Below are 4,547 nucleotides of genomic sequence, written 5' to 3' on the forward strand. Positions count from 1 at the left end.
GCACGCGCCACCGATGAAGTTTCTCGCGGTGCGCTACGCCTTTTCCATCGCCTGCTTCCTGCCCTGGATCTGGTTCACCGGCGTCAAATGGCCGCGCGACCGCCGGCAGACCTGGCACCTCGCGGTCACCGGCGTGCTCATGCACGCGGGCTATCTGGGCGGCGTCTGGGCGGCCGTGAAGGCGGGTATGGGTTCCGGCTTGTCGGCGCTGATCGTTGGCTTGCAACCGGTGCTCACGGCGATCTGGCTGTCCAGCACCGGCGCCTCGGTATCGCGGCGCCAGTGGGTGGGGCTCACCTTGGGTTTTGCCGGCCTGGTGCTGGTGGTGGCACGCAAGTTCGGCGCCGGCGGCCCGGGCGATCACGCGAACTGGATCAACCTGTCTTTTGCGCTCATGGCCTTGTTGTCGATCACGGCCGGCACGCTGTACCAGAAGCGCCATGTGAAGCCCTGCGACGTGCGCACCGCCAATGCGGTGCAGCTGTCGGCGGCGCTGGTGGTGACCCTGCCGCTGGCCCTGCTGGAGGCCGAAAGCATGCGCTGGCACGTCGAACTGGTGGGCGCCATGGCCTGGTCGGTGCTGGGCCTCACGCTGGGCGGCAGCTCGCTGCTGTATATCCTGATCCAGCGCGGGGCTGCGGCGTCGGTGGCCAGCCTGATGTACCTGGTGCCGCCTTGCACCGCGCTGCTGGCCTGGCTGCTGTTTGGCGAGCCGATCACGGCGTTCACCATCGCCGGTATCGCGCTCACCGCTTACGGTGTGAGCCTGGTGGTGCGCCCGGCACGCTAGCGGGTTTCCATGGCTCGTCACGGAAGTGATCGGCCAGAAAGTCCACCAGCAAGCGGATGCGGCGCGGGCTTTGTGCCCGGTACGGCGCCAGCCAGTGCACGTCGGCGTCGGGCATGGCGTACTCGGGCAAGACCCGCACCAGTTGCCCGTTGGCCAGTTGCGGGGCGATGTCCCACAGGCTGCGCAGCATGATGCCGGCGCCGGCCAGACACCAGTCGCGCACCATCTCGCCCGAATTGCTCGACAACGGGCCCTGCACCGGCGCATGGATCACCTGCGTGTCTTTGCTGCGTTGCAAGCGCCAGTGCTCGAAGCGCTGACCCGGACCACCGCCGTTTTCGCGCACCACCAGGCAGGCGTGTTGCGCCAGCTCCTGCAGGGTCTTGGGTGTTCCATGGGTCTGTAGGTAGGCGGGCGCCGCCACCAGCACGCGCTGGTTGCGGGCCAGACGGCGCGACACCCATTCGCTGGCGCGGTGTTGCGGTGCGCTCCACAGCCAGATGGCGCCATCAAACCCTTCAACCGCCAAGTCGGGCAGTTGTTCGGTGAGCTGCAGTTGCACGTCGACCCCGGGATGGCGGGCCTGGAACCGTGCCAGCGCAGGGCCCAGCCACAGGCGGCCAAAGCCGAAAGTGGCCGCAAGCCGGATCGGTCCCGCCGGCTCGGAGCGCCGCTCCAGCAACTCCGATTCCATGGCGTCAAACGCCTGTAGCAGGCGGGTGGCGTGTTCGCACAGCGCATCGCCTTCGGCTGTGGGACTGACGCGGCGCGTGGTGCGCTGGAACAGCCGCAGGCCCAGGCCAGCTTCCAGCGCCGCCAGCCGTTTGGTCACAGCGGAGGGCACGACTTTGAGTGCTTTTGCGGCCATGGCCAAGCTGCCGTGTTGCCGCACGGCCAGCACCAGTTCCAGATCGGGGCGGTCCAATTGTTTCCTTTTTGGAATGAATGGATTCATCCATTATTGCCGAAATAGTCGGTATGCTGCTGGGCATGTTTGAACGTTTTCAGAGCAGCAGCGTGGACCGCGAGGGGGTGCGGCTGCACACCCGCATTGGCGGCAAGGGGCCTGCTTTGCTGTTGCTCCACGGGCACCCGCAGACCCAGGCCATGTGGCACCGGGTGGCGCCAGAACTGGCGCGGCACTTTACCGTGGTGCTGATGGATCTGCGGGGGTACGGGGATTCGGGGCGGCCACCCGCGCAAGCCGATCACGGTGCCTACAGCAAGCGCGAAATGGCGCTGGATGCCCAAGCGGTGATGGCACACCACGGTTTTGCGCAATTTGACGTGCTGGCCCACGACCGGGGCGCCCGTGTGGCCCATAGGCTGGTCGCCGACCACGCAGACGCGGTGGGGCGGGTGATGCTGCTGGACATCGCTCCCACGCTGGCCATGTACGAACACACCACCGAAGCGTTTGCGCGCGCCTACTGGCATTGGTTTTTTCTGATCCAGCCTGCGCCCCTGCCCGAATCGCTGATCGAGTCGGACCCCGCCCGCTATGTGCGCAGCGTGCTCGGCAGCCGCCACGCCGGGCTGGCGGCCTTCGATCCCGCTGCACTGGCCGAATACCAGCGTTGCGCCGCCGTGGCGGGCAGCGCCACGGCGATCTGCGAGGACTACCGCGCCAGTGCCGGCATCGATCTGGAGCACGACCGCGCCGACCTGGCGCTGGGCAAGCGCCTGCGGCAACCGTTGCGCGTGCTGTGGGGACAGCACGGCACGGTGAACCGCTGTTTCGACGTGTTGCCGCTGTGGCGCGAGCGCGCCGACCAGGTCACGGGGCGCACCTTGCCGTGTGGCCACTACATCGCCGAAGAAGCGCCCGACGCGCTGATCGACGAAGCCCTGACTTTTTTCACCGCTTGATCATTAGGAGCATCCATGAGCGCACACCGCATAGCAGTCATCGCCGGCGACGGCATTGGTCAGGAAGTCATGCCCGAGGGCATCCGTGTGCTGCAAGCCGCTGCAAACCGGTTCGGCATCGGGTTGCAGTTCGACCACTTCGACTTTTCCAGCTGCGCCTATTTCGAGAAGCACGGCCAGATGTTGCCCGACGACTGGAAAGAGCAGATCGGCGGACACGATGCGATCTATTTCGGCGCCGTGGGTTGGCCCGACAAGGTCCCCGATCATGTCTCGCTCTGGGGGTCTCTGCTGCTGTTTCGCCGTGAGTTCGATCAGTACATCAACTTGCGCCCCGCCAAGCTCATGCCTGGCGTGACCGCACCCGTGGTGCGCAAGGACGGCAGCCCGCGTTTGCCGGGTGAGATCGACATGGTCATCGTGCGCGAGAACACCGAGGGCGAATATTCCAGCATCGGTGGCCGCATGTACGCCGGGACCGAGCGCGAGATCGTGATGCAGGAAACCGTGATGTCGCGTGTCGGTGTGGACCGCGTGCTGCGCTATGCGTTCGAGACCGCGCGTTCGCGGCCCAAAAAACACCTGACCAGCGCCACCAAGTCCAATGGCATCGCCATCACCATGCCCTACTGGGACGAGCGCGTGGCCGAGATGGCCAAAGCGTATCCAGATGTGACGGTGGACAAGTTCCACATCGACATCCTGACCGCGCATTTTGTGCAGCGCCCCGACTTCTTTGATGTGGTGGTCGGCAGCAATTTGTTTGGCGACATCTTGAGCGACCTCGGCCCGGCCTGTACCGGCACCATTGGCATTGCGCCCAGCGCCAACCTCAATCCCGACCGCCGCTTTCCCTCGCTGTTCGAACCGGTGCACGGCTCGGCGCCCGACATCGCGGGCAAGGGCGTGGCCAACCCCATTGGTCAAATATGGTGCGGTGCGATGATGCTCGATTTTCTCGGCCATCGCGATGCGCACGACGCGGTGTTGCATGCCATCGAGGCCGTGCTGCAACCCGGCAGCGGTGCGCCGCGAACGCCCGATCTGGGCGGGACTGCAGGCACATCCGATGTGGGCAAGGCCATTGCGGCGGCCTTGAAAGGCTGATCTGTGTGGGTCGCGAAGGCCCGGCCGTGTCGCCCGCAGGTGTCCAAAAATCGCGGCCCCGAGGCCGGGGCGCAACGAAAGCGTCTAGAATCTCGCGTTCTGTGCTGGCAACTCCACGCGGCATGTCTCTGGCGTATTGACAGGGGTGCAAGCCCATGGGTCTAATCACATGGCGCTTTTCGCGGTCCTTGCCGCGCCAGGCGGGCAAGAGAGATTCGGTTTTTACCTTCGGCCTTTGCGCCGTGTTGCGGTAAAGCCTATCCACACGGATTCGTTACATCAATTTAAGAGGGGCTATTTGTGAACAAAACAGAACTCGTCGAGCATATCGCCAAGAATGCCGACATCTCGAAAGCAGCCGCCACGCGCGCACTGGACTCCACCATCGTTGCCATCCGCACCACCTTGAAAAAGGGCGGCACGGTTTCTCTGGTCGGCTTTGGTTCCTTTGCTGTGACCAAACGCCCTGCTCGCAAAGGGCGCAACCCACGCACGGGCGAAGAGATTAAAATCAAAGCCGCCAAGGTGCCCAAGTTCCGTCCAGGCAAAGCGCTGCGGGATGCTTTGAACTGATTTGTTCCCCCAGTTTTCCGGTGGGGTGCTTAGCTCAGTCGGTAGAGCGGCGCCCTTACAAGGCGTAGGTCGGCGGTTCGACCCCGTCAGCACCCACCACTATCGAAAAGGCGAACCAGGGTTCGCCTTTTTTGTTGTTGGCGTCGGCATGGCCGTCGCCCTTTGAGAACCCGTTTCAGGATTTCCAGGCATGTTCGAATCCATACGC

At 64.5% G+C, this 4,547-nt stretch carries 5 protein-coding genes and 1 tRNA gene; 5 read left to right on the forward strand and 1 reads right to left on the reverse strand.

Annotated elements, in window-relative coordinates; genetic code table 11:
- Positions 1 to 790, forward strand: a 790-nt coding sequence (locus ABYB95_RS17525) for a DMT family transporter (protein WP_372659845.1), incomplete at its 5' end; no start/stop codon positions are given.
- On the opposite strand, the gene ABYB95_RS17530 is transcribed toward ABYB95_RS17525, so the two are convergent.
- Positions 747 to 1,715, reverse strand: a complete 969-nt coding sequence (locus tag ABYB95_RS17530) for a LysR family transcriptional regulator (protein ID WP_372659847.1) — start codon at positions 1,713 to 1,715, stop codon at positions 747 to 749. The two genes, ABYB95_RS17525 and ABYB95_RS17530, sit on opposite strands and share 44 nt — an antisense overlap.
- Positions 1,716 to 1,780: 65 nt before the next feature.
- On the opposite strand from ABYB95_RS17530, the gene ABYB95_RS17535 reads away from it, so the two are divergent.
- From ABYB95_RS17535 to ABYB95_RS17550, 4 genes are all read left to right on the forward strand, one after another.
- On the forward strand, positions 1,781 to 2,659 hold the full coding sequence (locus ABYB95_RS17535) for an alpha/beta fold hydrolase (RefSeq protein WP_372659853.1): 879 nt from the start codon (positions 1,781 to 1,783) through the stop codon (positions 2,657 to 2,659).
- 15 nt (positions 2,660 to 2,674) lie between these two features.
- The gene (locus ABYB95_RS17540; protein ID WP_372659849.1) at positions 2,675 to 3,766 is read left to right on the forward strand and encodes a tartrate dehydrogenase; all 1,092 of its coding nucleotides are present in this window, start codon (positions 2,675 to 2,677) and stop codon (positions 3,764 to 3,766) included.
- Positions 3,767 to 4,066: 300 nt separating this feature from the next.
- Complete coding sequence (locus ABYB95_RS17545; protein WP_372659851.1) at positions 4,067 to 4,339, forward strand: HU family DNA-binding protein; 273 nt, start codon at positions 4,067 to 4,069, stop codon at positions 4,337 to 4,339.
- Positions 4,340 to 4,362: 23 nt separating this feature from the next.
- Positions 4,363 to 4,438: transfer RNA gene (locus ABYB95_RS17550), tRNA-Val, on the forward strand.
- The last annotated feature ends 109 nt before the right edge of the window (positions 4,439 to 4,547 follow it).

The organism is Hydrogenophaga sp., from assembly GCF_041633695.1.
In the GTDB taxonomy this organism is placed as follows: domain Bacteria; phylum Pseudomonadota; class Gammaproteobacteria; order Burkholderiales; family Burkholderiaceae_C; genus Hydrogenophaga.